The 25,902-nt window shown below is 71.2% G+C and carries 22 protein-coding genes; 13 read left to right on the plus strand and 9 right to left on the minus strand.

The window, feature by feature from the left end:
* Positions 1-91: 91 nt before the first annotated feature.
* Both AB0G11_RS29640 and AB0G11_RS29645 read right to left on the minus strand, forming a co-directional pair.
* A complete protein-coding gene (locus tag AB0G11_RS29640) occupies positions 92-601 on the minus strand; it encodes a DUF6542 domain-containing protein (RefSeq protein ID WP_219504940.1) in 510 nt (169 codons plus the stop codon).
* Between the two features lie 15 nt (positions 602-616).
* Positions 617-1,873 (minus strand): DNA recombination protein RmuC, encoded by a 1,257-nt coding sequence (locus AB0G11_RS29645; RefSeq protein WP_357589891.1) that lies wholly within the window; start codon positions 1,871-1,873, stop codon positions 617-619.
* A 69-nt stretch (positions 1,874-1,942) separates the two neighbouring features.
* Between AB0G11_RS29645 and ychF the strand changes: the two genes are divergently transcribed.
* The 13 genes from ychF (at position 1,943) to AB0G11_RS29710 (ending at position 18,452) form a co-directional block, all read left to right on the plus strand.
* The gene (gene ychF / locus AB0G11_RS29650) at positions 1,943-3,019 is read left to right on the plus strand and encodes a redox-regulated ATPase YchF (RefSeq protein WP_357589893.1); all 1,077 of its coding nucleotides are present in this window, start codon (positions 1,943-1,945) and stop codon (positions 3,017-3,019) included.
* A 9-nt stretch (positions 3,020-3,028) separates the two neighbouring features.
* Entirely contained in the window at positions 3,029-3,751 is a 723-nt protein-coding gene (locus AB0G11_RS29655; RefSeq protein ID WP_308125742.1) for a class I SAM-dependent methyltransferase, read from the plus strand.
* A 79-nt stretch (positions 3,752-3,830) separates the two neighbouring features.
* Positions 3,831-4,142, plus strand: coding sequence for a hypothetical protein (locus AB0G11_RS29660; RefSeq protein ID WP_357589895.1), 312 nt, complete (start codon positions 3,831-3,833; stop codon positions 4,140-4,142).
* Positions 4,143-4,801: 659 nt separating this feature from the next.
* On the plus strand, positions 4,802-5,506 hold the full coding sequence (locus AB0G11_RS29665) for a conjugal transfer protein (RefSeq protein ID WP_246644889.1): 705 nt from the start codon (positions 4,802-4,804) through the stop codon (positions 5,504-5,506).
* A gap of 81 nt (positions 5,507-5,587) precedes the next feature.
* The gene (locus AB0G11_RS29670) at positions 5,588-5,836 is read left to right on the plus strand and encodes a hypothetical protein (protein WP_246644910.1); all 249 of its coding nucleotides are present in this window, start codon (positions 5,588-5,590) and stop codon (positions 5,834-5,836) included.
* 54 nt (positions 5,837-5,890) lie between these two features.
* The gene (locus AB0G11_RS29675; RefSeq protein WP_357589897.1) at positions 5,891-8,737 is read left to right on the plus strand and encodes a TcpE family conjugal transfer membrane protein; all 2,847 of its coding nucleotides are present in this window, start codon (positions 5,891-5,893) and stop codon (positions 8,735-8,737) included.
* Positions 8,738-8,784: 47 nt separating this feature from the next.
* Entirely contained in the window at positions 8,785-11,262 is a 2,478-nt protein-coding gene (locus tag AB0G11_RS29680) for an ATP-binding protein (protein ID WP_219511462.1), read from the plus strand.
* Entirely contained in the window at positions 11,259-13,622 is a 2,364-nt protein-coding gene (locus tag AB0G11_RS29685; RefSeq protein WP_357589899.1) for a type IV secretion system protein, read from the plus strand. Before AB0G11_RS29680 ends, AB0G11_RS29685 begins: the two co-directional genes overlap by 4 nt.
* Before the next feature lie 2 nt (positions 13,623-13,624).
* Positions 13,625-14,245 carry a hypothetical protein gene (locus AB0G11_RS29690; RefSeq protein ID WP_357589900.1) on the plus strand — a complete coding sequence of 207 codons (621 nt, stop codon included), beginning with the start codon at positions 13,625-13,627 and terminating at the stop codon, positions 14,243-14,245.
* Entirely contained in the window at positions 14,242-15,336 is a 1,095-nt protein-coding gene (locus tag AB0G11_RS29695; RefSeq protein ID WP_357589902.1) for an NlpC/P60 family protein, read from the plus strand. The genes AB0G11_RS29690 and AB0G11_RS29695 overlap by 4 nt, the downstream gene beginning before the upstream one ends.
* Positions 15,333-15,725: a (deoxy)nucleoside triphosphate pyrophosphohydrolase gene (locus AB0G11_RS29700; RefSeq protein ID WP_219511469.1), complete on the plus strand. Its 393-nt coding sequence runs from the start codon at positions 15,333-15,335 to the stop codon at positions 15,723-15,725. The genes AB0G11_RS29695 and AB0G11_RS29700 overlap by 4 nt, the downstream gene beginning before the upstream one ends.
* 97 nt (positions 15,726-15,822) lie before the next feature.
* Positions 15,823-17,160: a hypothetical protein gene (locus AB0G11_RS29705; protein WP_357589904.1), complete on the plus strand. Its 1,338-nt coding sequence runs from the start codon at positions 15,823-15,825 to the stop codon at positions 17,158-17,160.
* A gap of 74 nt (positions 17,161-17,234) precedes the next feature.
* Complete coding sequence (locus AB0G11_RS29710) at positions 17,235-18,452, plus strand: hypothetical protein (protein WP_357589906.1); 1,218 nt, start codon at positions 17,235-17,237, stop codon at positions 18,450-18,452.
* Between the two features lie 33 nt (positions 18,453-18,485).
* Here AB0G11_RS29710 and AB0G11_RS29715 read toward each other — a convergent pair whose 3' ends face one another.
* The 7 genes from AB0G11_RS29715 to AB0G11_RS29745 form a co-directional block, all read right to left on the minus strand.
* On the minus strand, positions 18,486-19,241 hold the full coding sequence (locus tag AB0G11_RS29715; RefSeq protein ID WP_219511475.1) for a succinate dehydrogenase/fumarate reductase iron-sulfur subunit: 756 nt from the start codon (positions 19,239-19,241) through the stop codon (positions 18,486-18,488).
* Complete coding sequence (locus AB0G11_RS29720) at positions 19,238-21,124, minus strand: fumarate reductase/succinate dehydrogenase flavoprotein subunit (protein WP_357589908.1); 1,887 nt, start codon at positions 21,122-21,124, stop codon at positions 19,238-19,240. Before AB0G11_RS29720 ends, AB0G11_RS29715 begins: the two co-directional genes overlap by 4 nt.
* 14 nt (positions 21,125-21,138) lie before the next feature.
* Positions 21,139-21,927 (minus strand): hypothetical protein, encoded by a 789-nt coding sequence (locus AB0G11_RS29725; RefSeq protein WP_219511478.1) that lies wholly within the window; start codon positions 21,925-21,927, stop codon positions 21,139-21,141.
* Positions 21,928-22,122: 195 nt separating this feature from the next.
* Positions 22,123-22,572 carry a response regulator gene (locus AB0G11_RS29730; RefSeq protein ID WP_357589910.1) on the minus strand — a complete coding sequence of 150 codons (450 nt, stop codon included), beginning with the start codon at positions 22,570-22,572 and terminating at the stop codon, positions 22,123-22,125.
* Entirely contained in the window at positions 22,565-23,710 is a 1,146-nt protein-coding gene (locus AB0G11_RS29735; RefSeq protein ID WP_219511482.1) for an ATP-binding protein, read from the minus strand. Before AB0G11_RS29735 ends, AB0G11_RS29730 begins: the two co-directional genes overlap by 8 nt.
* Entirely contained in the window at positions 23,707-24,840 is a 1,134-nt protein-coding gene (locus AB0G11_RS29740; RefSeq protein ID WP_308126069.1) for a fused response regulator/phosphatase, read from the minus strand. Before AB0G11_RS29740 ends, AB0G11_RS29735 begins: the two co-directional genes overlap by 4 nt.
* Before the next feature lie 32 nt (positions 24,841-24,872).
* On the minus strand, positions 24,873-25,802 hold the full coding sequence (locus tag AB0G11_RS29745; RefSeq protein WP_219511486.1) for a LysR substrate-binding domain-containing protein: 930 nt from the start codon (positions 25,800-25,802) through the stop codon (positions 24,873-24,875).
* Positions 25,803-25,902: the final 100 nt, after the last annotated feature.

Consider the following 25,902-nt stretch of genomic DNA (forward strand, 5'->3'; position numbering starts at 1 on the left):
GTCAGAAGGGCGTCCAAGTCTGTCTTCACACACCGACCATGGACGCCCTTCGTCACGCCCGCAGCCGATCACCAAATTTCACATCAGCGATCTAGTCGTCGCCCCGGGGGGTGCCGTAGACCTTCGGCTCGAAGTAGCCCTCGGGCTCGGGGACGAACGGCTGGCGCGGGCGCGGCACGTCGGCGCCCGCCCGCAGCTCCTCGCGCAGCTCACGCACGTTGTCGCGCAGGCCGCGCCCCCAGGCGATGCCGAGCACCACGGCCGAGCCGGCGAACAGCCAGGGCGCGCCGCGTGACAGCGAGCTGTAGAGGCCGAGCGCCAGCGACTGCACGATGCCCACGGAGCTGAGCGCCCGCCCGAGCTCGACGAAGAGGGTGGCGACGAAGAACACCAGCGGCGGCGTGACGACCAGCGACAGCAGCTCGCGTGGATTGACCAGGAGCACCGCGAGCAGGCACGCCGCCACGAACGCGACCCCGACCAGCGCCTCGATGCCGGCGACCGCGGCCAGCACGTAGCCGGCGAGCGTGGCGAGCAGCGTGAGCGCGATGGCGCCGCGGGCGGTCAGCCTGACGGCAGATCTCTTGCCTTTCCCGGTCATCGGACCCGCCCCCCTTTATTGCGACCCGTTGGCCAACTTACCGTTCGTGTGCGGGAGGAGAGACGTGGTTTCGAGCAGTTCGGGGGAGGCCAGGGGCCTGGGCACGCCTTCGAGCGTCTCGGGCGTGGCCAGCTCGCCGTCGACCACGCCCAGATCGTGCAGCTTGCGCGCGGTGACGAGGACCCGGCTCTCCAGGGAGCCGACCGTCTTGTTGTACGCCTCCACCGTACGCGCCAGCGAACGGCCCAGCGACTCCACGTTGCGGCCCATCGAGGACAGTCTTTCGTACAGCTCCTTGCCCAGCTCGAACACCGCGCGGGCGTTCTCGCTGAGCGCGGCCTGCTGCCAGGCGTAGTGGGCGGTGCGCAGCATGGTGATCAGCGTCGTCGGGGTGGCGATGTGCACCCGGCGGGCCATCGCGTACTCCAGCAGCCCGGGGTCGCGCTCCAGCGCCGGTGACAGGAACGCCTCGCCCGGGATGAACAGGACGACGAACTCCGGCGACGGGTTGAACCCCTGCCAGTAGGACTTGGCGGCCAGCCGGTCGATGTGCTCGCGGATGTGGCGGGCGTGGGCGTCGAGGCGTACGGAGGCCAGTGACTCGTCGGCGGCCTCGGCGGCCTCCAGGTAGGCGGCGAGCGAGACCTTGGAGTCGACCACGATGTTCTTGCCGCCGGCCAGGCGCACCACCATGTCGGGCCGCATCGCGCCCTCGGTGACCTGTTCGTCGAAGTCGCAGTGGCGCTGCATCCCGGCGATCTCGGCGACGCGGCGCAGCTGCATCTCGCCCCAGCGCCCGCGCGCCTCGGGCCGTTGCAGGGCGCGCACCAGCGCCGTCGTCTGGGCGCGGAGCTGCTCGTGACTCTGCCGGACGAACTCCATCTGCTGGGCCAGCTCGGCGCTCGCGGCCCGGCGTCCCGACTCGGTGTCGCGCAGCTGCGACTCGACCCGCGCCAGCGCGTCCTTCAGCGGCTCCACCAGGTGTTCGACGGCCTGCCTGCGCTGGTCGAGGTCGCCGGTGGCCTCGGCGCGGGTGGCGGCCAGCCGCGTCTCGGCCAGCTCCAGGAAGCGCACGTTGTTGACGTCGAGCGCCCGCGTGGACAGGGCCTGGAAGCGCTCGGCGAGCTGCTCCTCGACGTAGACGAGCTTGTCGGCGGCGGCCTTGGCGCGCGCGTCGGACTCGGCCACCCGCACCGCCGCCCGCGTGCGGGCCACCAGGAATCCGATGGCCGCGCCGACGAGCAGCCCGATGAGGAGGGAGACGACATCCATCCACACGATGATGGCAGCCCTGCCGCGCCGGGACGGGTCCCGACACGCGACACAGTAAACTCGCTGGACGTGAGCCTCTCTATCGGCATCGTCGGCCTGCCCAACGTCGGCAAGTCCACGCTTTTCAACGCGCTGACCAAGACCGGCAACGCCCTGGCGGCCAACTACCCGTTCGCGACGATCGAGCCCAACGTGGGCATCGTCGGCGTGCCCGACGACCGGCTGCCCGTGCTGGCCAAGATCTTCGGCTCGGCCCGGATCCTGCCGGCCAAGGTGGAGTTCGTGGACATCGCCGGGCTGGTCAAGGGCGCGTCCGAGGGGCAGGGCAGGGGCAACCAGTTCCTCGCCAACATCCGCGACACCGACGCGATCTGCCAGGTGATCCGGGTCTTCGGCGACCCCGACGTGACGCACGTCGACGGGGAGATCTCGCCCAAGCGCGACATCGAGACGATCAACACCGAGCTGATCATGGCTGACCTGCAGACGGTGGAGAAGGCGATCCCGCGCCTGCAGAAGGAGTCGCGCCACAACAAGGACAAGAAGGGCGCGCTGGAGGCCGCCGAGGCCGCGCTCAAGGTCCTGGAGACCGGCAAGACGATCTTCGAGGCCCAGCTCGACGGCGAGGAGCTGCGCGAGCTCCACCTGCTGACGGCCAAGCCGTTCCTCTACGTGTTCAACCTCGACGCCGACGAGCTGGTCGACGACGACCTGCGGGCCCAGCTGTCGGCGCTGGTCGCGCCGGCCGAGGCGGTGTTCCTCGACGCCAAGATCGAGTCGGAGCTGGTGGAGCTCGACGACGAGGAGGCGCTGGAGCTGCTGCAGTCGGTCGGCCAGCAGGAGTCGGGCCTGTCGCAGCTCGCCAGGGTCGGCTTCGAGACGCTCGGGCTGCAGACCTACCTGACGGCCGGGCCGAAGGAGACCAGGGCCTGGACGATCCGCAAGGGCGCCACCGCGCCCGAGGCGGCCGGCGTCATCCACACCGACTTCCAGCGCGGCTTCATCAAGGCCGAGGTCGTCTCGTTCGACGACCTGGTGGAGGCCGGCTCGATCGCCAGCGCCCGCTCGGCCGGCAAGGCCCGGATCGAGGGCAAGGACTACGTGATGCGCGACGGCGACGTGGTGGAGTTCCGCTTCAACGTCTAACGTGGGCGCGTGCCCGACGCGATCTTCGCCGACCCCCGGCTGGCCCGGATCTACGACCCGCTCGACCCCGACCGGAGCGACCTCGACGCCTATGCGGCGATGGTGGCGGAGTTCGGCGCGCGGCGGGTGCTCGACGTGGGCTGCGGCACGGGCACGTTCGCGTGCCTGCTGGCCGCGCGTGGCGTCGAGGTGGTCGGCGTCGACCCGGCGCAGGCGTCGCTGGACGTGGCGCGCGGCAAGTGCGGTGCGGTGCGGTGGATCCACGGCGACGCCACCACGCTGCCGCCGCTGCGCGTGGATCTGGCCGTGATGACCGCGAACGTGGCCCAGGTCTTCCTCACCGACGACGACTGGCAGGCCACGCTGCGCGGCATCCGGGCGGCGCTGCGGCCGGAGGGCGTGCTGGCCTTCGAGACCCGCGTTCCCGCCCGGCGCGCCTGGCTGGAGTGGACGCGCGACCGTACCCGCAGGCGGGTGGAGATCGCGGGCGTCGGCGGGGTGGAGACCTGGTGCGAGGTGCTGGACGTGTCCGGCCCGCTCGTGACCTTCCGGCACACGTACGTGTTCGGCGACGGCGGGGACGTGGTCACGTCCGACTCGACGCTGCGGTTCCGGGAGCGGGACGAGGTCGAGCGGTCGCTGGTCGCGGCGGGCTTCCGGGTCGAGGACGTGCGCGACGCGCCGGACCGGCCGGGGCGGGAGTTCGTGTTCGTCGCCCGGTTCGTTGCCTGAGGGACAACTTCCGCGTCAACCACCCGGCGAGTTTGCGCGTCGAATCGTCACGGCGTTCACGCTGAATCGGGAGGCCCTCATGATCCGTCGCATCATCCGCCGACGTCGTCCGGTGCCGAAGCTCGCGGGCATCACCCTGGAGGAGGAGCTGGCCCTGCTCAGGGTGGAGCTCATGTACGGCCTGCGCGTCAACCGGGAGGCATATCTGCGCAGGAAGGTGGACGAACGGGAGGAGCTGGCCACCCGCACGCGCGGAGGCGACGCCAGGACGATGCTCGCGGAGCTGCGCGGGTCGTTGGAGCGGGCCGTACCGCCGGCTGCGCCCCCGACCGTCGTCGACCTCCACAGCCGCCGCAGGCCGGTCGGCGACCAGGGTCCCGAGCCGGCCTGACCCCCTATACGGACGTGCCGCCTGCCCGCTGCCGGGCAAGGCGGCCGTTCCTCTTTTCAGGAGGAAATCGCAGGTCAGAGCACCCCTGACGCCATATGGACAGGAATAGGTGGCCACCGGGTTATGCGTTTTTAGGTCTCTGGCCTGGTCAAATGCCCATTCGACAGGGAACGCACACAAGTCGGCGCTCCGATGCGTCCCATGCGCACTCGGTTTGCCCCCGGACGGCGATGCTTGCAGCATGGGCGTGGCTTTCCTGGAACAATGGCGGAGACCGGATAGGGTGACTGCTTCACCGCGGATGATGGGGATCGGCAACGGACGACACCGCGCCAGCCGGGGGGATTGGCGCGAGCGGAGGCGTGATGGCTCGTAGGTCAACCGTCCAGCACGGTCCTCGGATCGCTGGCGACCCCGGCCTTTCCGCACGCCCTGAACACGCCTTCGACGCGCCGCCTCCGCACAGGCCGCGGCGCGGAGGCTGGTCGGGCGGCGGCGGGCGATGGCTGGTGTGGACCGGGCGCATCATTCTCTGGGCGCTTATTGTGGTTATCGTGGTGAATGGGATCCGTGCCCCTTTTGAGCGGTTTACCGGCCAAAACGCCGCCGCGCCGAATGCGGCCGCCCAACCGGGCAGCTCGTTCCCGGCGGACCGTGGCATGGCGTTCGCCGCGCAGTTCGCCGGCGTTTACCTGAATTTCAGCCCCGACGACGCCGTGAGCAGGTCCGGCAAGCTGGCCGCGTTCATGGCCGACGGCATGGACCAGCAGATGGGCTGGGACGGCAACGGCAAGCTCGGCGCCGTGGCGATCCAGCCGTACGACATCCAGGTCAGCGACGACAACAACGCGATCGTCACCGTCGCGTTCCAGTCGGGCTCCCGCAGGCTTCACCTGTCGGTGCCGCTCTACTACTCCGACGACAGGTTCGTCGTCTCCGGCTGGCCCGCCATCCTGCCCGCTCCCGCGCCGGCCGAGCTGCCGCAGGTGGCCGCGCCCGAGAGCGACGACGTGGCGGCCGCCGAGCTCAAGCCGCAGCTCGAGGGCTTCTTCCGCTACTACGCGCTGGGCAACACCGTCGAGCTGCAGCGTTACGTGACCGCCGGCACGAGCCTGCCCACCTTCGCGGGCGCGTTCACCTTCGGCGAGCTCAAGAGTGTCGTGGTGCCTGTGGGGGGTGCCACCCGTGAGATCCAGGCGGTCGTGGTGTGGATCGTGCCCGACGGCACGCCGCCCGCGGACGAGGCCAACAACCCCGAAGCGGTGTCCGGCCGCCTCCAGCAGGCTTACCGCCTCACTGTCGAGAAGCAGGGCGACAAATGGTACGTCGACGACATCCGCGGTGCCGGTAGGGCCGTTGGGTAGACGCACGACCGCGCTGCTGATCGGCACCCCCCGGGAGGACAAGAAGTGATCTTGAAAACCATAGTGCTCAACCTCATCGAAATGACGCCCACACCAGCACCGACGGGCGTCAACACCGAAGGACTCGCCGACTTCCTGCGCGCGTTCTTCGCCCCGCTGTTCCTCGTCGTCGTGTCCGTGGTCGCGCTGTTCTTCCTCTTCACCCGCGAGATCACGCGCTTCGTCCAGTTCCTGATCCTGGCCGTGGCCATCGGCGTGATCTTCTACGTGCCCAACATCATCGAGGTGACGGCCAAGGCGATCGCGGGCGCGCTGGGCATCAACCAGTGAGGGTTGGGACCGCCTCCGCGCGGTCATGAACGAGCGGGTGGAGAGGAGGACCGCGTGGACCTGCCCACGTACACGAACATCTGGCGTATCGAGAAGCGGCTCTACAAGCTGTACGACCTACGGCTCCCCATGCCGCTGCCCATCGTCTGGATCGGCGTGTTCGTCGGCGTCTTCGTGCCGTGGTCGCTCCTGCTCTGGCTCGTCAGCGTACCCGTCGAGATGCCCTGGCACGTGCTCTTCCTCGTCCCGCCCGGCATCGTCACCTGGCTGTCCACCCGGCCCGTCATCGAGGGCAAACGGCTGACCGAGCTGCTGGAGTCGCAGCTGCGCTACCTGGGGCAGCCGCGCGCCTGGTACCGGCTGTCGCCCGCGGCCGAGCCCGAGACCATCACGTTCTCCGGGCGCGTCTGGCACGCCACGCCCAAGCGGGTGAAGGTCAAGAAGCCCCGTAAGGCCCGCCAGACCGAGCGCAAGCGCGCCCCCGAACGGGTCACCGGGCCCCGCCAGGTCCGCCCCGCCGTGGCGGCCGCCGCCGTGGCCGCCGCGCAGGCGCCGCTCGCCGACCCGCCCGTCCGCTGGGGCTCCCGCGTCCGCCCCACCGCCGCCGCCCCCGCCCTCGCCCCCGAGCCGTCGTCGCCCTCGTCCTCGCCCGCGCCCTCGTCCTCGCCCGCGCCCTCGGCCGTGCCCTCGCCCTCGGCCCCGGTCGAGCTGCGCCTCGTACGCGACACCCCCGCCGCCCCCGACCCCGCACCGGACGCGCAGGGCCTGCGCGCCTTCGACGGCGTACGCGACCCCGCCCCGGCGCGCCCCAGACCGGAGACGGCGGCCCGCAAACCCACGGGCAAGCCGATCGACACCGAGGCCCTGCGCCGCCTCCGCAAACTCGCCGCCACCGCCGACCCCCCCAAACCCACCCCACCCCCCGAGGCCACCCAGACCCCCGAGGGAACCCCGGGCCGCCGCAAGGGCAGCCCGACGCCCGACCGCGCACTGCCCGCCGGGAGCGCGTCCGCTGCCGAGCAGCCCCTGGCGATCGAGGGAGCGTCGGCCTCCGAGCAGCCTCCGGTCCGCGGCGGCGCGCGGGGCCGGCAGAGTGCCCCGGCCCGCGAGAGCGCTGCGGCGTCCGAGCGCCCGCTGACCGCCGGGAGCGCCCCCGCGCCCGAGCCGGCCGCGGCCCAGGAGGGGGCGTCGGCCTCAGAGCAGCCTCGGGCCCGTGAGGGTGTGCGGGGACTTGAGGGTGCGCCGGCCCGTGAGGGGGCTGCGGCTTCCAGGCGGAGGCGAGCTGCTGAGGGTGCGTCCGGTGCTGGGCAGACTCCGGCCCGCGAGCCCGCCCCTGCGCCCGGACAGCCTCCGGTGTCTGCGGTGGCGCATGGAGAGTCCTCGGTCCGTGAGAGTGTCTCCGTCTCCGATGCGGGGCCGGCCGCTGAGGAGGTGGCCGTTTCGGAGGAGTCCCCGGTTGGGGGGAGTGCCGCCCCCGCCTCCGAGCAGGCCCCCGCCCACCAGCGGGCCGACGCCTCCGAGCAGGCCCCCGCCTCTGAGGAGGACGCCGCCCGCTTCCGGGCCGTCGCCCCTGAGGAGGCTCCCGCCTCCGAGGAGGGCCACGGTGAGGTTGGTGGGGCTGGGCCGGAGGCCGAGGGGGATGAGGCGGCGCGGAGTCAGCACAGGAAGGGGCAGCCGCCCAGGTTGGGGCCGGGGGTGGCGTTGCCCGACGCGCGGGCGTGGGCGCCGTTGAGCCCCGATGCCAAGCCCGTCACCCTGTCGCGCCCGCTGCGGGGGCGTGAGGCTGAGCTGCCGAGCCGTACGATTCATCGTCCGGACGTCGTGCCTGGGGAATTGCCGCCCCCAGAGGAGGTCGCGCCGGAGCCGGTGGCCGAGGCGCCGACGGTGCCCGTGGAGCCGGAGGAGGGGCGTGACGGCGGGGCGGCCGTGGTGCCGGGGCCCAGGCCGGGGCAGCGGGTGCGGCGGGTCGAGTCCGTGGTGGGGCGCGATTCGGGCGGCTGGCGGCGCATCGCGCAGGTGGTCGTGGGCGGCAACGGCGTACGGACCGACGGGTCGGAGCTGGACGAGGCGCGCGCCCGGGGCGTGTTCGCCGGGAGCCGGCGGGTGGTGGTGCTGGGGTGCACCGGCGGCGCCGGGCAGAGCACGACGGCGCTGATGCTGGGTCACACGTTCGCGCAGTACCGCGACGACCGGGTGGTGGCCGTGGACGCGGCGTCGGGTGACAGCAGCATGACGAGCCGCATCCATCCGGAGACGCCCGAGACGCTGACGTCGCTGCTGGCGGGGTTGCAGCGGGTGAGCGGCTATCTGACGATGCGCGGCTACACCACGCGCACTGCTTCGGGGCTGGAGGTGGTGGGGGCCGACGGTGACGAGCAGCGGCTGGCCGACCGGGGGCTGTTCTCGGATCACCGGCTGGGCGAGGCGATGAGCCAGCTCGACCGGCACTACAAGCTCACGGTGATCGATCCGGCCGCCGCGCTGGCCGCCCGCGTGCTCCCGTACGCGGATCAGCTCGTGCTCGTGGTGCCCGCGAGCGTGGAGGCACCGGACGCGGTGGCGATGACGTACGAGTGGCTGGACGGGCACGGCTGCGCGGACCTGAGGCGGCGCGCGGTCATGGTGGTCAACGGGGTGAGCCGGCGTTCGATGACGGACGTCGAGCAGGCGGAGGCGGTGGCGCGCGGCAGGTGCCGGGCCATCGTCAGGGTCCCCTGGGACGACGATCTGGCGCCGGGCGGCGCCGGGGTGGTCGATCCGGGGCAGCTGCGCGCGGCCGGGCGGCGGGCGTATCTCGCTCTCGCCGGGGTCGTGATCGCGGGCTTCGCGGCACAGAAGGTCCGAACTGACGAAGAGGAGCTGGCGAGTGACCCCCCGGGCACGAGAATCGGTGAGCGATAAGTGAACATGCGAGCAGGCATGGCCCGTTCATGCGCCGAGGGGGCGGCATGAGCAGGGCGTCTAGAGCGCGTCAGCGCCTGGCGGTCCGCTATTTCGACGACCGCATCCTGCTCACGGACACCGACGCATGGGCGTATTTCCGCCTTCCGACGGTCAGCTACGAGTTCGTCACGCCTGAGGAGCGTGAGGCGCTGGCCACCAACATCACGATCGCGCTGGCCGCGATCAGGATGCCCGACGCCGAGGTGCACCTGCGGGTGGCGCATCGCGCCTATCCGGCGGCGGAGTGGGCGATGGCGCTCAACGCGACCTCCGACGAGGGGCCGGGCTGGCGCGACTACCTGGAGGAGATGTACCGGCACGTCTGGGCGAAGGACTTCTGGTCGAAGGAGGTCTATCTGGGCGTACGGCTCGGTCCGCGGGGCAAGCAGCTGGGCGCCGGGGTGCTGGCTCAGGTGTTCGGCTTCTACCAGAAGACGGAGAAGGTCCTCGGGCTGGAGGACGACCACGTGCCCGAGAGCGAGGTCGGCCGGTGGACCGAGCAGGCCGAGCGGCTGGGCCGGGCGCTGGCGTCCAGTGCCCTGTATGCCCGGCATGCCACGTCGGTGGAGGTCGCGTGGCTGTTCCAGCACGCGGCGGCGGGGGCGCTGGCGGACGCGGCGCCGTCGGCGAGCCCGAAGCGGCGCTGGGGCAAGGGCGAGATCGAGTCGCTGGTCGAGGGTGAGATCCACAACGGCAGGTCGCTGCTGCGGATCGTGCAGCCGCAGGGCGACTCGTACGTGGCGTATCTGTCGTTCGCCCGATTCCCGGATCTGATGCCGTTCCCCGACGGGGAGCCGTGGATGCACTTCGCCGACCAGTTGCCGTTCCCGGTGGAGGTGTCGTCGCGGATGCGGCTGATCCCGCCGGTGAAGGCGTCCAAGGACGTGGCGCGCAAGCTGGCGCACGCCCGCGACATGGACATCCACATCCGCGAGGCGGGCGCGGAGGCGCCGCTGGCGCTGGCGGAGCAGATCGACGCGGCCCGGATGCTGGAGCACGGCATCACGAAGGAGCGGCTGCCGTTCGTGTACGGGTGGCACCGGCTGATCGTGTCGGCGCCGACCGAGGACATCTGCGTGCAGCGGGTGGAGGCGGTCGTCGAGCACTACCGCGACATGGGCATCGACGTGGTCAACTCGACCGGTGACCAGTTCTCGCTGTTCTGCGAGTCGCTGCCGGGCGAGAAGGTGGGCGTCAACGCCTACGCCCAGCGTCAGCCGCTGCGTACGATCGCGGGCGGGATGGCGACGGCGACCGTCGACCTGGGCGACCGGCTGGAGGAGGGCGGCGAGGGCTGGCTGGGCCCGTACATCGGCGAGACCGTCGGCCGGGCGCGCAGCATCGTGCACTTCGACCCGCTGCTGGCGGCCAGCCGCAACCGGCCGACCGCCATCGCGATCACCGGCGAGCCGGGCGGCGGCAAGACGACGCTGGCGCTGCTGATGATCTACCAGATGGCGTTGCGCGGCGTCACGGTCGCGGTGATCGACCCGAAGGGCGACGCAGAGTCGCTGGTCGAGCTGCTGCAGAAGCGCGAGCGCAAGGCGCGGATCATCCCGCTGGGCTCGGCCGCGCCGGGGCTGCTGGACCCGTTCTCGTTCGGGGACGACATCGCGGCCAAGAAGACGATGGCGACCGAGACGCTGCGGCTGCTGCTGCCGCGCATGTCGGAGGAGCGCGAGTCGGCGATGATCCAGGCGGTGGCGGCGGTGTCCAACGCCGCCGACCCGTCGCTCGGCAAGGTCGTCGACTATCTGGAGCAGGCCGAGGACGCCGCGTCGAAGAACCTGGGCGCGGTGCTGCGCTCGATGTCGGAGATGCACCTGGCCAGGCTCTGCTTCGACCCGTCGGGCGGCGACCAGATCGACAGCGAGGGCTGGACCACCGTGTTCACGCTCGGCGGGCTGACGCTTCCCGACGTGGCCACGGGCCGCGACGACTACTCCTACGAGCAGCGGCTGTCGGTGGCCCTGCTCTACCTGGTGTCGCAGTTCGCCCGGCGGCTGATGAACGGCCTCGACCGGCGCGCGCCCAAGGCGATCTTCCTGGACGAGGCGTGGGCGATCACGTCCACGCCCGAGGGCGCCAAGCTGGTGCCCGAGGTCAGCCGGATGGGCCGCTCCCGCAACACCGCCCTCGTCCTGGTCTCGCAGAACGCGGGCGACCTGCTCAACGAACAGGTGACCAACTGCCTGTCGTCGGTGTTCGCCTTCCGCTCGACCGAACGGGTGGAGGTCGGACACGTGATGTCGCTGCTGGGCGTCGAACCGTCGGAGGAGCACAAGGCCGTCCTCAGATCACTGGGCAACGGGGAATGCATTTTCCGTGATCTGGATGGCAGGGCGGGCCGCATCGGAGTAGACCTGATCTCCGAGGAGCTGCTCCGCTGGCTCGACACGAACCCGACACACGACAAACCCGGCGGCGGCGGGCATGATGATCTTCAAGGGGGAGTGGGCCACGCGCAGGAGGTGCGGTCATGAGGATCCGGCTACCCAGACGATGGGCTCTGGCGCTTGTGGTGTTGCTCGGCGTCCTCGTGGTGCCGATCGTGGCGGGCAGCCTGTCGCCCGCCGCCGCGGGCCCGTGTGACCTGTCCGGCGAGCTCGCCCCCGAGGTGATCGGCGGCGGCACCGACGGCATGATGCAGCCGCCGACACCCGAGCCCGGCACGCCGGCGGCGGTCACCAACTACAGCCAGTTCGGCATGGCCGGACAGTTCTGGCACACGCACGAGCTCGGCTGCTCCGACATCGCCGCCGTGCTCGGCAACTCGTGGGCCAACACGATCTTCCTGTGGGCCAAGGCCGTCGACCGGCTCACGATCACGACCTACCAGGCGGCGGCGACCGAGGGGCCGCTCCAGTCGATCAAGGACGTGGTCGACGACATCGTGACGAACCTGTCGGAGGCCATGTACTGGCCCTACCTGCAGCCCATCGTCATCCTCGGCGCGATCTGGCTGGCCTGGTACGGGCTGATCCGCAAGCGAGCCACCACGACCGCCGAGGGCGTGATCTGGATGGTGCTCGCGGTCACGGTCGCCACCTGGTTCCTCAGCCGGCCGCAGGACTTCACCGGCCTGGGCAAGGTCGTCACGGACAAGACCGGCGAGGTCGTCAACTCCGCCTTCTCCGGGCTGCCCGGCGCGGGCGGCGCCTCCTGCCTGCCGCCTCCAGGCGACGCCAGCCCCGAGGTCAAGGCCGGCGGCTTCGGCCAGAACGGCACCCCGGGCGTCGACCAGAACGCCGACGCGCTCTGGTCCACACTGGTGTGCAAGCCGTGGCTGATGGGCCTGTTCGGCACCGCCGACCCCAACCAGCCCATCGTGCGCGACTTCGGCCGCACGATGCTGGAGACGCAGTCCATCCCACCGGCCACGGCAGGCCAACCGGCGCCCGACGTGGGAGCGCATCAGGCGAAATATGCCGAGATCGCTGACAAGCTGCGCAACGACTCGCGTTACTTCATCTTCTCCGGGCGTGACTGGACGAGCCGGCTCGGCGTGGCCATCGGCGCGCTGATCGCCGCGCTGGTGGCCGGGGTGCTCATCTTCCTGGTGGCGGTCTCGCTGCTGGTGCTCAAGGTGGGCTTCCTGCTGTTGCTCATCCTCGGGCCGGTGTTCCTGCTCATCGGCGTGCATCCGGGCAGCGGGCGGATCATCGCCATGCGCTGGGTGGAGATGCTGATCGGCACCCTGCTGCGCCAGGCCGTGCTCGCACTCGTGCTCGGCGTGCTCGTGTACGGTTACGCGCTGATCATCTCGACCGCGATGCCGTGGGGCATGCAGATCCTGTTCATGGCGTTGCTGACGATCGCGGTGTTCTTCTACCGGAGGCCGTTCCAGCACCTGTTCGCCTCCATGAACGGGCACACGCTCACCACCCGCATGCTCGGCGACGCGGCCAGCTCGCCCGTCCTGGAGCGGGCCTCGAACGTGCTGCCGCCGGTCGCCTCGGCCAGGATCGGCCGCTGGGGGGCGCGTAAGGCGGAGCCCATCGTCAGCGCGGTGGCGGGCGGCGCGGCCGGCGCCACGGCGGCGACCGTCGCCCAGGGCCGGGCGCGCGGCGAGGAGGGCGAGACCGGCGCGATGCCGTCGGGCGTCCGGGTGCCCGCGCCGCTCGACACCGACCCGCAGGGCGGCAAGGCGGCCGGGCGGCAGGCGCCCGCTCCCCGCAAGGGCGACGCGCCGCCGCTCAACCTGGGTGGCGCGCCGACCCGCACACGCGGCGCCGGCGCGGCCCCGCGCGGCGCCGCCCCTGGCCGTCCCGGCGGCTCAGGTGGCTCGGGTGGTTCCGGCGGTTCCGGTACGGCGGGCGGCGGCTGGTTCGGCGGCCGTTCGGGCGGTGGCTGGGCGCCACGCGGAGGCTCGGGCGGCACCCGTACGGGCGGTTCCCGCCTCGGCGGCTCGGGCGGCTCAGGCGGCGCGAGCGGCGCGAGCGGGTCCGGCGGGTCGGGCGGGTCCCGGTCCGGCGGTTCCTGGTCGGGCGGGTCCGGCAGGTCGCGGTTCGGCGGCTCCGGGTCCGGGTCCGGGGGGTCGCGCGCGTCGCGGTTCGGCGGTTCGGGCGGCGGCGGGTCCCGGTCGGGCGGGTCGATGTTCGGCGGGTCGCGGCGGACCGGCTCCGGCGGCGGGTCGCGGTCCGACCGGCAGTCGTCCGGCGGCGGCATCTTCGGCAGGAACGAGGACGGGCGCGTGTTCGGCAACGGCGGAGGCGGCAGCATGTTCAGCCGCTCCGAGTCCGACGGCCGCGCCTCCGAGCCGCCGCCGCTGTGGGGCAGCTCCCGCAAGGCCGAGCCGCCGGTGCCGTTCTGGCTCAACCCCTCCCACCCGGACAGGGACTGATCATGGCTCAGCGGAGCGACAAGCGAGGGATGGCCTTCGCCGTCATCGTCGTGATCATCGCTGCCGTCGGCGCCTACCTGTGGCTGTGGCCCGATCCGGAGCAGCCTGCCGCCGAGCAGGCCGCCTCCGGCCGGACCACGAGCACGCCGGTCATCGCGAGCACGCCGCTGGCCACCGCCAGTGACGCGCCCTTCGACGTCTACTCCTTCCTGCCGATGTCCAAGGAGCAGCTCGCCGCCGCCGCCGACCTGGCCGAACGCTTCACCGCCGAGTACGCGACGTACCGCTTCGACGAGGCGCCGCAGACGTACGCCGACCGGGTGCGCAAGTACACCACCGCCGACTTCGGCAACATCCTGGCCAGGACCCGCACCGCGGCCGGCCCGGTGGAGCAGGACGACCAGACCGTGTCGACGGCGACGGCCGCGCTGAAGGAGATCCGGCAGATCGAGAAGACCAGCATCGTGTTCGTCCTCACCGCGACGCAGCAGCTCACCGGCAAGAGCGGCGCCAAGCAGCAGGCGGCCGACTACGCGGTGACGGTCAGCCAGCTGGGCTCCGATTGGCGGGTGTTCGACCTGAGGCCCGCCGACGAGGGCCAGGACGGGGATTCGCAGGGGTGAACACCTCCCGCCCCCGCGTGATCCTCGCGGTCGTCGTCGCCGGGATGCTGCTGCTCGTCCTGGTCATCGTGTCGCCGATGCTGATGACGTCCATCCCGTCGTTCGTCGGCAGCGGTGGCGCGCCGCCCGACTGCGCCGACGGCACCCAGGTGCAGGAGGCGTCCGACTCGGCCGCCTCCGACATCCCCGCCGAATACCTGGAGCTCTACCGGCAGCACGGCAAGAAGATCGGCGTCCAGTGGAACATCCTGGCCGCCGTCGGCAAGCGCGAGACCGACCACGGCCGCTCCAACCTGCCGGGCGTCAAGAGCGGCACCAACTACGCCGGCGCGGCCGGGCCGATGCAGTTCCTGATCAGCACGTGGGGCGGCAAGGCCCGGATCCCCATGTCGTCGACGTTCAACGGCTACGCCTCCGACGGCGACGGCGACGGCATCGGCGACGTCTACAACCCCGCCGACGCCATTCTCGGCGCGGCCAGGATGCTCAAGCGTAACGGCGCCCCCGAGAACGTCCGTCGCGCCCTGTTCGTCTACAACCGGGCCTGGTGGTACGTGGACCAGGTCGAGGAGATCGCCAGGAAGTACGCCAGGTCCGGCGAGGTCGAGGTGCCGCCCGAGACCGACGACTCCTGTGACGAGCCGCTGGTCGAGGCCGCGCCCAGCGACATCGTGCGCAAGATCCTGGCCTACGCGCTGGACCAGCGCGGCAAGCCGTACCTGTGGGGCGGGACCGGGCCCGATGCGTTCGACTGCTCGGGCATCATCTTCGCCGCCTACCGGTCGGCGGGGCTGTCGATCCCGCGCACCACGTTCGGGCAGTGGCCGTTCGGGGTGAAGATCGAACAGGGCACCGAGCAGCCCGGCGACCTGGTGTTCTTCAACGCCGGGCCGGGCACGTCGGCCAACAACCCCGGGCATGTCGGGATGGTCGTGTCGAAGGGGAAGATGGTGGAGGCACGCTGCCGGCTGTGCGGGCCGATCAAGGTGACGAGCTACGAGTCGCGGGACAAGATCGTCGGGTTCACCCGGCCTCTGCAGAACCCCGCCGTCCTCGACCAGCTCGAGAAGCTGAAGAATGCATCCCTATGACAGTGATCGTGGTGGCCGCGGCGATCGTGGGAGACGGCGGGCAGGTGCTCGCCGCGCAGCGGGGCGCGCCCGCGGCGCTGCGAGGCGGGTGGGAGTTCCCCGGCGGGAAGGTCGACCCGGGGGAGAGCGAGCTCGACGCGCTGGTCCGCGAGTGCCGCGAGGAACTCGGCGTGGAGATCGCCGTCGGCGAACGGGTCGGCGGTGACTGGGCGCTCGGCAAGGAGTACGTGCTGCGCGTCTGGCTCGCCACCGTCGCCGCCGGCACGCCCCGGCCCAAGGAACACCTGGCGCTGCGCTGGCTCGCGCCCGGCGCGTACTACGACGTGCCGTGGCTGGCGGGGGACCTGCCCGTGATGAAAGCCGTGGAGAAACTGCTCCGCGAGGATTGAATGGTCGCTCTCTGTGACATAACGATTACTGGGCGTTATTTGTCACGATGAGGGAGGCGGCGTCATGAATCGGGGCTGGATCGTGGGCGGAGCCCTGATGCTCGCTGCCGCAGTGCCCGCCGTGCCGGCGGCGGCTAACGGGGTGTCCATGGTGCTCGACCAGATGGGCAACCCCGACGGAGTGCTCAAATGGATCAGGACCGGCGACGTGCTGCGCTACCAGGTGCGGCTCAAGGGCATGGGGCACGACGCCCGGCTCGCGGTCGCCACGGTCCCGGCCGCCGCCCTCACGACCGTCGCCTGCCCGGCCACTGGGGCTGTAGCGGGAGCTGTCACCGAGCCTGTAGCCGGGGTCGTCCCTGAGGCCGCCGCGAGTCCCGCGCCCGCGCCGGTGGGGGCCGGCGTTCCTCCGGAGGGCGTCCCCGGGCGGGTGGCAGGCGCCCGGGTGACGGCGAACCGGGCGCTCTCGGGGACGGTGGACGCCGGTGCCCGCGTGTGCCTACTGGGGCGGCTCGCCGGCAAGCAGGTCGTGGACGTGACGCTCACCGTTCCGCAGGGGGCCGGCGAGGTCGAGCTGGCCGCCGTGGCGAAGGTGCGCGAGGACGACGGGCTCGGGCACACGACGATCGCCAGGAGTGTGCGTACCGCGGTCTTCGAGGGGCCGGTGCCGCGTGACGTGGTGGGCTTCAGCGGCAACGCCGTACGCCTCACCCAGAAGGCCGCCCCGCCCGCCGCCGTCCCTCCGCGCCCCGGGGGCCACTCGGCACGGCCGTCCCGGCAGGACGCGCTCGCCCAGAGGGACGCGTCCCGCCAGGTACGCCCGCCCGCCCAGGACGCGCCCGCCCTCAATGCCGCACCCTCCGTCGGGGGCGCACCCGCGCCGGGCGACGCCACCACGCGGAGGCGCACGCCGCCCGTAGGTGGCGCGCCCGCGCCGGGCGACCCCACCGCACGTGGCCGCACACCGTCCACGGGCAGCGCGCCCGCTCAGCGGGGCGCATCCGCTCAGAAGGGCGCGACCGCCCATGACGCGCCGGCCCTCAGCGCGGCCCCCTCGGTCGGGGGTGCGCCCGCGCCCGGTGGGGCCACCGTGCGGGGGTATGCGCCGTACGGTGCGGACGCGCCCGCGTTGGGTGGGGCCACTGCCGTTGGCGGCGTGCCCGACCGGCAGGGAATGCCCGCCCCGGGAGGAGCGCCTGCTGCTGGGGTGGCGGTGGCACCTGTGCAGACCGGGCAGCCGGTGGAGGCGGTGGAGGCGCCCTTGCCTCGGGAGGTCGGGGGCGGGAGGATGCAGGTACGGGCCGAGGAGGCGGTGAATCCGCTGGCCGGGCCGCGGGGCGTGCCTGCCGTGGCGGTGGGGATCGCGGCGCTGATGGGGGCGCTGTGGCTGATCGCCAGGGTGCAGCGGGCACGCATTCAAAAAAACGTCTGGTAATTCCGTCTTTACTGTGCCTTTTACCCGACTAGTATTCCCTTGACCATGGTTGCGGGACTGCGCGGAGGGCACAGGTGGCACGCACGCGAGCGACGGCCGTGTCCGCGATGGTGCTCGCACTGGGGCTGACCTGCGCGGGCGTCGCCCCGTTCGTGGGGCAGAGCGCTTCGGCGACTGCCTTGACCCCGGTGGAGCCGTGTGACGCGGGCGAGGTGTGCGAGGAGGGTCCGCCGGAGACCACGGTCACCGTCATCACCACGCTGCCGACGCCGACCCCGACGGAGCAGCCGGAGACGACGGTCACCAAGACGGTCACGGCGACGCCGACTCCGAAGAAGACGACCGCCAAGCCGACGCCGACGAAGACCACGCAGGCGCCCGATCCGACGCCGCAGACGAGCTCGGCCCCGCAGCCGCTGCCGACGCAGAGCGTGGAGGTCCCGGCGGCGACGCCTTCCGAGACGGAGTCGGAGGTCGAGATGCCGCAGGTGGCCACCAGCGACCCGCTGCCGTCGGAGACGCTGCCGCAGTCGTCGGAGAGCGAGCCGATCCCGCTGGAGGTGCGTAACGCGGCGCCGGAGTTCGACCAGCGGACGCTGACGCAGCAGCTCAGCATTCCGGCGCTGGTCATGGTGCTGCTGGTGCTGTTCGCGGTGCTGATCTTCGAGGGCCGGTTGCGCCGGATGGCGCACGCCGCGGCGGTGCGCAAGGCGGGGCCGCAGCTGCCGCCGGTGCCGCCGGAGATGGCGGGCTACCCGGCGGGTCCGGGTTATGCGACGGCGGCGTTCCCGGCTCCCGGATATCCGGGCGGCACGGCGTACGCGCCGATCATCAGCTTCGTCCCGGTGCAGACGTATCCGGGGGGCCAGGTCCAGTACGGCGCGGTCTACCAGGACCCGGCCATGTACGGCCAGGCGGCTCCCGAGCACCAGCAGCCGGCGACCGTGCAGGAGCCGGTGGTGCTGCAGCCGGACCAGTTCGACACCGTGGACCAGGAGCCGGCCTACCGGGCGCCGTTCGAGCCGCTGGTCCCGCCGGAGCCGCCGCCTTCGGACATCCCGCCTGGCGGCGCGGGCCCGTACGAGGACACGCCCGAGCGCCCGCTGGGTGCGGCGTCGATGGCCGAGCAGGGCGACGCCGAGCCGTGGCAGGCGTTCGCGGCGGACCGGACGGTCGTCCAGCCGCTGCCGGGCACGCCGGCGGAGGACACGCCGGCAGACGGCGCGACGGTGGAGGAGCCCCGGCCCGAGCAGGGCAAGCGCAAGCGCGGGCTGCGGCGCAAGAGCAAGTGAGAACGGCGGGGCCCGAAGGCCCCGCCGCCGGTGTCACTTGGACGAGCGCTTGAAGATCTTGTTGCCGAGCCAGACCAGCGGGTCGTACTTGCGGTCGACCACGCGCTCCTTCATCGGGATCAGCGCGTTGTCAGTGATCTTGATGTGCTCGGGGCAGACCTCGGTGCAGCACTTGGTGATGTTGCAGTAGCCGAGGCCGTGGTCCTGCTGGGCCGAGTCCTTGCGGTCGGCCACGTCGTACGGGTGCATGTCCAGCTCGGCGATCCGCATGAGGAAGCGGGGGCCGGAGAAGGCTGGCTTGTTCTCCTCGTGGTCGCGGATGACGTGGCAGACGTTGTTGCACATGAAGCACTCGATGCACTTGCGGAACTCCTGGGACCGCTCGACATCGACCTGCTGCATCCGGTATTCGCCGGGCCGCACGCCCTCCGGGGGCGTGAAGGACGGCACCTCCCGGGCCTTCTGGTAGTTGTACGAGACGTCGGTGACCAGGTCCTTGATGACGGGGAAGGTCCGCATCGGGGTCACCGTGATGGTCTCGTCCTCCGCGAAGGTGGACATCCGGGTCATGCAGCCCAGGCGCGGCTTGCCGTTGATCTCCATCGAGCAGGAGCCGCACTTGCCGGCCTTGCAGTTCCAGCGGACCGCGAGGTCGGGGGCCTGGGTGGCCTGGAGCCTGTGGATGATGTCGAGGACGACCTCGCCCTCGTTCACCTCGACGGTGAAGTCTTCGAGCCTGCCTTCGCCTCCCTCACCGCGCCAGACCTTGAACTTCGCCTTGTAGCTCATTTCGAAATCCCGTCGAACTCGGCCATCTCTTCGTCGGTGAGATACTTCTTCAGCTCGTCGCGGTCGAACAGGGTGATCAGGTCGTCGCGCATCGGGGGCTGGACGCGCTCCTCGACCTGGATCGACCGGCCGTCGCCGGTGGAGCAGACGAGCAGCTTGCGGCGCCACTCGGGGTTCATGCCGGGGAAGTCGTCGCGGGTGTGGCCGCCCCGGCTCTCCTCGCGCTTGAGCGCGGCCCGCGCCACGCACTCCGAGACGAGCACCATGTTGCGCAGGTCGAGCGCCAGGTGCCAGCCGGGGTTGTAGACGCGCGACCCGGCCGCGCCGACGAGCTGGGCGCGCTCCTTGAGCTTCTCCACGACCTCCAGCGCCTCGGCGACCTCGTCGGCCTTGCGGATGATGCCGACCAGGTCGTTCATCGTCCGCTGGAGCTCCTGGTGGACCTCGTACGGGTTCTCGCCCGAGCGCTGGAGCGGCGCCTCGGCCTCGGCGCGGGCGGCGTCCACGTCCGCCTGCGCGGGCCGGGGCCGGGCGGCGAGCGTGTCGACGTAGGCCGCCGCGCCCGCGCCGGCCCGCCGGCCGAAGACCAGCAGGTCCGACAGCGAGTTGCCGCCGAGCCGGTTGGAGCCGTGCATGCCGCCGGACACCTCGCCCGCCGCGAACAGACCGGGCACGGAGGCCGCGCCGGAGTCGGCGTCGACCTCGACGCCGCCCATGATGTAGTGGCAGGTCGGGCCCACCTGCATCGGCTCGGCGGTGATGTCGACGTCGGCCAGCTCCTTGAACTGGTGGTGCATCGACGGCAGCCGGCGCTTGATCTCCTCGGCGGGCAGCCGGGTCGACACGTCCAGGTAGACACCGCCCTGGGGGGATCCGCGCCCGGCCTTCACCTCGGCGTTGATGGCCCTGGCGACCTCGTCACGCGGCAGCAGCTCCGGCGGACGGCGGTTGTTGGCCTGGTCGGTGTACCAGCGGTCGCCCTCCTCCTCGGTGGTGGCGTACTTGTCCTTGAACACCTCGGGGATGTACTTGAACATGAAGCGCTCGCCCTCGGAGTTGCGCAGCACGCCGCCGTCGCCGCGCACCGACTCGGTGACGAGGATGCCGCGCACGGAGGGCGGCCAGACCATCCCGGTGGGGTGGAACTGGATGAACTCCATGTTGATCAGCTTGGCCCCGGCCAGCAGGGCCAGCGCGTGGCCGTCGCCGGTGTACTCCCAGGAGTTGGAGGTGACCACGTACGACTTGCCGATGCCGCCGGTGGCGAGCACCACGGCGGGGGTGTCGAACAGGACGTAGTTGCCGCTCTCGCGCCAGTAGCCGAACGCGCCGGCGATCCGGTCGTCCTGCTTGAGCAGGCGGGTGACCGTGCATTCCTGGAAGACCTTGATGTAGGCCTCGTGGTCGCCGTGCGTCTCGAAGTCCTCCTGCTGGAGGGCGACGACGCGCTGCTGCAGGGTCCGGATCATCTCCAGGCCGGTGCGGTCGCCGACGTGGGCGAGCCGGGGGTACTCGTGGCCGCCGAAGTTGCGCTGGCTGATCTTGCCGTCCTTGGTGCGGTCGAACAGCGCGCCCCACGCCTCCAGCTCCCAGACCCGGTCCGGGGCCTCCTTGGCGTGCAGCTCGGCCATGCGCCAGTTGTTGAGGAACTTGCCGCCGCGCATGGTGTCGCGGAAGTGCACCATCCAGTTGTCGTCGGAGTTGACGTTGCCCATCGCGGCGGCGGCGCCTCCCTCGGCCATGACCGTGTGGGCCTTGCCGAACAGCGACTTGCACACGATCGCGGTGCGCTTGCCCTGCTGGCGGGCCTCGATGGCGGCGCGCAGCCCGGCGCCTCCCGCGCCGATGACGACGACGTCGTATTCGTGACGCTCGATTTCCACTGTGAAACGATTCCTTACGCGAACGGGAAGGCGATGATGCCCTTGGCCACCAGACGGACGTAGAGGTCGGCGCCCATGACGGAGAACATCGAGGCCCAGGCCCACTGCTGGTGCTTGGCGTTGAGCTTGGAGACGAGGGTCCAGGCCTTGTAGCGGAACGGGTGGCGCGAGAAGTGGTTGAGCCGGCCCGCGGTGATGTGCCTGCAGGAGTGGCAGCCCAGCGTGTAGCCGAGGATGAGCACGGCGTTGGCCAGCAGGATGTAGCTGCCGAGGCCGAGCGGCTTGTGGACGAGCGCCAGGATCGCGTCGTAGGTGAGGATCGCGCCGATCAGCAGGGCGAAGTAGAAGAAGTAGCGGTGGATGTTCTGCATGATCAGCGGGAAGCGGGTCTCACCGGTGTACTTCCCGTGCGGCTCCTGCACCGCGCACGCCGCCGGCGACAGCCAGAACGAGCGATAGTACGACTTGCGGTAGTAATAGCAGGTCAGCCGGAACCCGCCCGGCAGACCGAGGATGAGCAGCCCCGGCGGCAGCGCGTACCAGTCGCCGATCGGAGCCCACCCGAACAGCCGGGCGCCGTCGCACACCGCGGAGGTCGTCAGGCAGGGCGAGGCGAAGGGGGCGATATAGGGCTCGACGAAGTTGCTCGTGTCGATGATCGCCCACACCCCGTAGACCAGGAATGAGCTGAGCCCGAGAAACGTCAGCAGCGGGGTGATCCACCATCGGTCGGTGCGCAGGGTGCGCACCTTGACTTGGGCACGCTGCCTTCTCACTGGAGCGTCGGGCGTCGTCTGGGTCATCGCGGACCTCTCCACCTCCCGCGGACCCCGCACGCCTGGGGTCCGGGTCGTCTGTCTGGCGCGCACATGTGGCGGGCGCTGTGCTCCGCTCCGGCGCGCGTTGGTGTGGGATACGTTACGACGCCCGCATACGGATTTGTGAGAAGCATCACTCACTTTTTCCAGGACGACCTGTGATTCCTGTCACGTCCGCCGTCAGGCGCGCAACCCCTGGTTGGGCAACTTCACCACAGTCACAAAAAAGTTATCGATTTGACGGACAACTCTTATGAACTGCTGAAAATCGACCGGTTTTGCGACATACGCATTCGCGTGCATCTTGTAGCTGAGCAGGATGTCCTCCTCGGCCTCCGAGGTCGTCAGGACCACCACCGGGATGGTCCGCAGATCCTCGTCGAGCTTGACCTCCTCCAGCACCTCCAGCCCGCTCTTCCTGGGCAGGTTGAGGTCGAGCAGGATCAGGTCGGGCCGGGGCACGCCGGTGTGCTCGCCCTTCTGGCGCAGGAAGTCCATCGCCTGCTCGCCGTCGTTCACCACGTGCAGGCGGTTGCTCACCTTGTTGAGCTCGAACGCCTCCCGCGTCAGCAGGATGTCACCCTGGTCGTCCTCGACCAGGAGCACCTCGATCGGGCGCCAGTCATTCATCGTCGTCTCCCGCGGCCGGTAGCGTCCATCGGAACGTCGTGCCCGGCCCCTCCGCGTCGCCGTCGAGCCACAGCTGCCCGCCGTGAAACTCGACAATCTTGCGGCAGAGCGCGAGCCCGATGCCCGTACCTGGATACACGTCCCGCGGGTGGAGGCGCTGGAAGATGAGGAAGATCCGGTCGGCGTACTTGGGCTCGACGCCGATGCCGTTGTCGGAGCAGCTGAACTCCCACATGCCGCCCTTGCGGGTGACGCCGATGTGCACGCGGGGCGGTTGCTCGCCGCGGAACTTGACGCCGTTCTCGATGAGGTTCTGGAAGAGCTGCGTGAGCTGGACGCGGTTGCCGACGACCGCGGGCAGCTCGTCGGCGGTGACGGTGGCCTCGACGTCCTCGATCATGCCCGAGAGGTTGACCAGCGCCGCGTCCAGCGCGGGCCGCGTCTCCACCACGGACCGGCCGCTGGTCACCCGGCCGACGCGGGAGAAGTCGAGCAGGTCGTTGATGAGGAGCTGCATGCGCTTGGCGCCGTCGACGGCGTAGTGGATGTACTGCTTGGCCCGCTCGTCGAGCTGGTCGCCGTAGCGCTGTTCGAGCATCTGGGTGAAGCTGGCGACCTTGCGCAGCGGCTCCTGAAGGTCGTGGCTGGCCACGTACGCGAACTGCTCCAGCTCCCCGTTGGAGCGGCGCAGCTCGTCGGCCTGGTCCTGGGCGATGCGCCAGTTCGACAGGATGCGCCGGCGCATCGAGTCGACGTGGCTGGACAGCTCGGCCAGCTCGGCGGGCCTGGCCACGCCGAGGCGGTGGTCGAAGTCGCCGCCCGCGACGGCGCGCACCTGGTCGGTGAGCCGCGCGATGGGCTTCAGCACGGTGAAGCGGACGATGAGCACCAGCGCCAGGACCGAGGCCAGCAGCACCGAGCAGAGCACCACGAGCAGCACGGTCAGCCGGTTCACCTGGGCGGCGATCTCGGGCCGGGGCTCCAGCACGCTCAGCTCGGAGATCATCATCATGATCAGCGTGGCCGAGGTCAGGAACGCGACGCCGGTGAGCGCGCCGGTGATGAGGAACCAGCGGGTGAGCGGGATCCGGCCGACTCCGGTGGCGGGCTTGGCCGGAGGCAGCGGGTTGATGCTCATGAGGCGCTCCTGCGGACGAGCACCGCGGCGAGGTCGTCGCTGAGGGTGCCCACGTGTCGGATGAGCCGGTCGAGGTCGATGACGCCGTGCTGCTTGACCAGGCTGACCAGGCCGTCGACGCCGAGCTCGCCGCCGTGCCCGGCGGCGGCCTCGATGAGCCCGTCGGTGTAGAGCATCATCGACCACCGCTCGCCGAGCGGCACGTCGATGACCGCCCACTCGCGGTCGGGGAAGATGCCCAGCGGCGGGCCGGACGGGGTGCCCTCGACGATCTCGACGACGCCGTCGCGCAGGAGCACGGGCGGCGGGTGCCCGGCGACCCGCATCGCGGCGTGGCTCAGGTCCGGGCTGATCCTGGCCGTGCAGAGGGTGGTGAAGATCTCCGGCGCCTTGCGCTCGGCGCGCAGCAGCGTGTCCATGGTCCGCAGCAGCGGGTCGCCGTCCATCCCGGCGAGCACGAGCGTGCGCCAGGCGATGCGCAGCGAGACGCCGAGCGCCGCCTCGTCGGGGCCGTGCCCGCACACGTCGCCGATGACGACGTGGACCGCGCCGTCGGGGGTCTGCACGGTGTCGAGGAAGTCGCCGGCCAGCCGCTGGCCCTGCGAGCCCGGCAGGTAGCGGGTGACGTGCTCCAGGTCGTGGGTGCGCAGCAGCGGGGTGGGCAGCAGGCCGTTCTCCAGCCGGGCGTTCTCCTCGGCGGTCAGCTCGGCCTTCGTCAGCGCGATGTGGGCCAGGTCGGCGCGCTTGCGTTCCATCGCGTAGCGGACGGCCCTGGCCAGCAGGCGGGCGTCGATGTCCTGCTTGACCAGGTAGTCCTGGGCGCCCGCCTGGACCGCCGCCACGCCGACGTGCGCGTCGCGCAGCCCGGTCAGCACCAGGACGGCCGCGTGCGGGGCCATCGCCAGCACGTGCTCCAGCGCCTCCAGGCCGGTGGCGTCGGGCAGCGACAGGTCGACCAGCACGCACTGGATGTGGGGGGTGAGCTTGGCCCTGGTCTCCGCCAGGTTGCGGGCCCAGGTGATCCGGGGCGGCGCCGCGGCCTGCTTCAGCAGCTCCTCCACGAGGAACGCGTCTCCGTCGTCGTCCTCGATGAGCAGGAGCGTCAGCGTTTCGGATAGGGATGCCGTCACAAACGCCTCTTCGCTGGAGATAGGCCGTCCGCTCATTCTGCGATGAGCTCGACCCCTTGGGGAAGCGTACCCTCCTGACCAGCTTCGACGACGAATGTGAGCAATGTCGTCCGGAACGCCTGGGCCGCCCGCGTCGGCTCCACGTCGCGCCGGTGCGCCAGCGCTATCGTCCGGCTCAGCCCCGGCGGGGCCAGCGGCGTCCCGGCGAGCCCCGGCCGGCCGTCGAGCACCATCGACGGCACCACCGCCACGCCCAGCCCGGCCTCCACGAACCGCAGCACCGCGTCCATCTCGCCGCCCTGCACCGCGAACCTCGGCTCGAACCCCGCCTGCCGGCACGCCGTCAGCGTCGCCTCCCGCAGGTCGTAGCCGCGCCGGAACATCACCATCGGCCGGCCGCGCAGGTCCTCGATCCGCATGTACGGTTTGCGCAACCGCTCATGGGAGGGCGCCACGACCACCAGGTTCTCGCGCAGGATCTCCTCGGTCAGCAGCGCCGGGTCGTCATGCTGCAACGGCATGATGATCAGCGACAGGTCGAGCTGCCCCCGCGCCAGCGCCCGCACCAGGTCACGCGAGCCGCCCTCCTCCACCAGCAGCTCGATGCCCGGGTAGGCGTGGTTGAAGCGGGCCAGCACGTCGGCCATCAGCCCGGCGCACAGCGACGGCGTCGCCCCCAGCCGCACCCGGCCGCTGCGCAGCCCCGCCAGCTCGGCGACCTCCCGCCGGGCCGTCTCGGCGTCCTCCAGCATCCGGCGCGCCAGCGGCAGCAGCGCCTCGCCGGCGGCGGTCAGCGTGACGTTGCCGCGCGCACGGGAGAACAGCGGGGCCCCGAGCTCGGTCTCCAGTGCCTTGATCTGCTTGCTGAGCGACGGCTGGGCGACCCGCATCCGCTCGGCCGCATGGGTGAAGTGCCTGGTCTCGGCCACCGCTACGAAGTACGCCAACTGCTGCAACTGCATGTGATTTTCCTCGCACCGGCGGACTCGCTGGCTTTTATGCCGGCCATACAAACCAGACATCATAGCCTTTGGCTATGGAAACCAGGCCCGCGATGACTTG

The sequence above is a fragment of the Nonomuraea sp. NPDC023979 genome, from assembly GCF_040639085.1.
Lineage (GTDB): Bacteria > Actinomycetota > Actinomycetes > Streptosporangiales > Streptosporangiaceae > Nonomuraea > Nonomuraea ceibae.